This window comes from Deltaproteobacteria bacterium, assembly GCA_030654105.1.
Taxonomy (GTDB): domain Bacteria; phylum Desulfobacterota; class SM23-61; order SM23-61; family SM23-61; genus JAHJQK01.
Window position 1 is genome coordinate 1 of sequence record JAURYC010000095.1, and the last position, 3,856, is coordinate 3,856.

Here is a 3,856-nt window from a genome sequence, read left to right on the forward strand (position 1 = left end):
AAAAAAGCGTTTTCCGCCCTTTCTTTCACCAGGGGGGTCATCCTTTGCCTGGCCGACCAATCGATCCCTTTGAGTCCGGAATTCTCGGTATTGACCTTTGATCATTTTGTAAAAAATCTGGAGACGTTCATAAAAACGTAACACTTTAGTCCTTTGAAAAGAGGTGGTGCGTAAGGGCCGAGGGAATCCATGGCCCGGGGGCCTGGGCGGCCCGCGTGGAATCATAAGGCGCTGATTTCTTCGCGGGTGGGGCGGGGAAACCCCCCCGCCTCCTCCGGCGGAAACGCGCTGGGTTCCTAGTGGCCAAGCGGAAACCCAGCCGATGCTTCCGGCGCGTTCCGCCCAGGCCCCCGGGCCTCAACAAAGGTGGTAAAACCACTTTTTCAAACCGCTAAATTGATACTTTTCTTGTTTTGCCAGTTGGCAGTGGGGAAGATGGGCTATGAGGGAGTAGCTCGATTGTATAGGAATTTCCTTTTTTCAACTTTAGTCCGCCTTAGGCGGATCACTTTAGGCACTTGACATGTATTCTTTACTTTTGCTTAATCATGGTTTTAAAACTCTGTGATCTCTGTGTCCTCTGTGGCTAATTTATTTCCTTGGGGGGAGGGACTAAACAAAGGTTTCGATTTTAATGGTTGATTTTCAACCAGTAACTGGTTAATATTCGACTATGATCAAGCGGCATATTATCTCTTCCCTGCTGGAAGCGCTTTCCGATACGCCGGTGGTCCTCTTGACGGGTGCCCGGCAGACGGGAAAGAGCACCCTCGTCAAAGCCATTGCTTCCGATTACCATCCGGCCCGTTATATCACCCTCGATAACCTCTCCATGTTGGCCGCAGTTCGCCAGGACCCCGCAGGATTCCTGGCTGGGTTGGATGGAAATTTTGAATCTCTGGCCGTTTTCGCAAGGGGAAAGGTTGGGGATTCAATAAAGGTTTGTGGATGCCCTTTTCGAAGAGAAGCTTCCTACCCCCAAGGCCCCCGCCGAAGATCAATCCCGGATCCTGGATAAAGTGATAACCGGCGGATATCCCGAGGCCGTGAAGCGAACAGCTGCAGGGAGGAGGAGAGCCTGGTTCGGCAGAGGATTGGCTGGCGAGAGCCGAAGGCGATCTGGCCCTCGCACGGGCTCCATTGCCTGAAGGGGCATTCTATGTGGACGCTGCCCTCCTTACCTCTTATGCATGGGAAGCCAGATATCCCGGTCTGAGCGAACCGGTGACCGAATACTCTAAAGCAGGAGGAAGCCGATGGAGCAATGCGTGAGTCGCTATAACTCCTTGGGATTGGAGGTCAGCCTGCCGCAAGAGGTCATCTTGTGCGATGTAACAATGCGCGATGGAGAACAGACGCCAGGCGTGGCTTTTACTTTGACGGAAAAAATTGAACTCGCCAAAAAATTAGATGCCATCGGAGTTCCTCAGATTCAAGTGGGAATAGCCGGAAGTTCTAAAAATATACACAAGGAAGTGGAGACGATTTGCCAATTAGGTTTGGCGAGCAAAACAGAGGTCATGACCCGGGGAACTTTCGAAGGTTGGCAAAAGGACATTGAAGCCGCCCTGAGTTGCAGGGCAGATATCCTACATTCGTATTTGCCCATGTCTTCCTATATCCGCAGTATGTATGCCCCTTTGTCTGACGAACAAATGCTCCAAAGGGCGGATCATATCATCCAGCATGCCCAAAAAATGGGGGCCAAAATCATTAACATAAGTCTCCTGGATGCGACTCGGGCGGAGGAAAATTTCTTATTGGCAATGATTCGCCGAGTCGCGGATAAAGGGGTAGACCGCATCCGCATCGCCGATACGGTCGGCACGGCCACCCCAGAAGGGATCTCTTACCTCATCCGCCGGGTTTGCCAAACGGTTGGGCATCTGAAAAAACAACCCCTAATCGGCCTTCACTGCCATAATGATTTTGGCTTGGCCTTAGCCAATGTTTTTGCGGGAGTGAAGGCCGGAGCAACCTTGATCGATGTATCAGTCAATGGCCTGGGAGAACGCTCGGGAAACCCTTCTTTAGCCGAAGTGGCGATGGGGTTGGAAATTCTGTATAAAGTAAAAACTCATATCCGCTTAGACCATTTATATGAGCTGGCGAAATTGGTGGAAAGAATTTCTGGACTACCCATTCCCACGAATAAGCCGTTTGTCGGAGAATATGCCTTTGCCGATGAATCTGACGCTCATGTAGCTGCTATCCTAAAGGAGCCTTTTGCCTTTCAGGGGGTGAGGCCAGAATTATTGGGCAATAAGAGGAGGTTTGTCATTGGGAAGAGTGCAGGACCCAATGTTTTAAACTTGAAGAGTAAAGAATGGGGGCTGAAAGTCTCCAAGGAGCTATACCCCAAAATTATGGAGAGAATCAGGGAAAAGAGTGAAAAACAAAAGGGAAAAATTTTAACGGATGAGGAGTTAATCGAGATTATTAAAAGTTCAGAGGTATGAAAATAATAGTAAAATTTCAAGTTTACCCTATTGACTGAATTTGTTATGCACCGTATTGGTTCTTGAGAGTGCCCGGCGCACCCTCGGGTGGGCTCTGCTCTCTTTGGCTATTTTATTCCAGGACCCTGGGGTCACAGCTCCCCTGATGAAAGGGACTTGTAGGGCCTGAAGGGGTTCGATCCATGACCTTCAATCCGGACCGGGCCTTGGAAATGTAAATCAAATTCGAAAGTATAAATTAAGGAGGATCGTTTATGGCAGGTCCATTAAAGGGAGTAAGGGTTCTGGATATGACCTGGGCTTTGGCCGGGCCTTATTGCACCATGGTTCTATGTGATTTAGGGGCCGAGGTCATCAAGGTGGAAAGCCCGGATGGAGGAGACCCCTCGCGGAAGAGTCTTCCTTTCATTGAAGGGGTGAGCTCTTATTTCCTCAGCGTCAACCGTGGTAAGAAGAGCGTAGCCGTTAACCTGCGGCACCCCCAAGGCAAGGAGATCGTTTTAGCTCTGGCGAATCAATCAGATGTCCTAGTGGAGAATTTTCGGCCAGGGGTCATGGATCGCCTGGGATTGGGGTATGGCGCGCTGCGGGAAACCAACCCGAGGATTATTTACGCGGCCTGCTCGGGCTTTGGGCAGAAAGGGCCTTACGCTCACCGCCCAGCTTACGATGTAGTTGTGCAGGGCATGGGGGGAGCGCTTTCAATTACGGGAGAGGCCGGAGGCCCTCCAGTCCGCGTTGGTTTTTCAATCGGGGATATCGGAGGGGGAATTTTTACCGCTCTGGGCGTTCTTGCCGCCTTGCACGAACGCGAATCGAGCGGACAAGGGCAAATGGTTGACATCTCCATGCTGGACGGCCAAATCGCCCTTTTGGAAAATGCCTTTGCCCGCTTTTTCGCTACCGGGGAGGTTCCCCAGCGTATCGGTACCCGTCATCCGTTACGTACCCCTTTCCAAGCCTTCCCCACGCAGGACGGCCATATTGTTCTGGCAGCGGGCGAAGAGCGCTTTTGGCAGAGGTTGTGCCAGGTCATCAATCGCCCGGACTTGCTGGGGGATGAACGTTTCAAAGATAACCCTTCCAGGACCCGAAACCATGATCAGTTGGAACCGATTCTGAAGGAGATCACTCAGAGCAAGAAGACTGCTGAGTGGGTTGCCATGATGGATAAAAGCGATATCCCCTGCGGACCCGTAAACTCCATCGACCAAGTGGTTAATGATCCGCATACTGCTGCGCGAGAGATGATCACCGAGGTGGAGCATTCAAAGGCGGGGAGGCTAAAGGTAGTAAACAGTCCGTTGAAGCTGTCCAGGACACCGGTTAAGATCGAAAGGGCTTGCCCTGAATTGGGGGAGCATACAGAAGAAGTCCTGCAAAACCTTTTGGGCTTC

At 51.3% G+C, this 3,856-nt stretch carries 3 protein-coding genes; all 3 read left to right on the forward strand.

Translation table 11 applies throughout. The features are described 5' to 3' along the window. The first annotated feature begins 673 nt into the window (after positions 1-673). Positions 674-1,018, forward strand: a complete 345-nt coding sequence (locus Q7V48_03655; GenBank protein ID MDO9209830.1) for an AAA family ATPase — start codon at positions 674-676, stop codon at positions 1,016-1,018. Between the two features lie 238 nt (positions 1,019-1,256). Further along, the gene (locus Q7V48_03660; protein MDO9209831.1) at positions 1,257-2,459 is read left to right on the forward strand and encodes a 2-isopropylmalate synthase; all 1,203 of its coding nucleotides are present in this window, start codon (positions 1,257-1,259) and stop codon (positions 2,457-2,459) included. A gap of 254 nt (positions 2,460-2,713) precedes the next feature. Then, on the forward strand, positions 2,714-3,856 hold a 1,143-nt coding region (locus Q7V48_03665; GenBank protein ID MDO9209832.1), incomplete at its 3' end, for a CaiB/BaiF CoA-transferase family protein.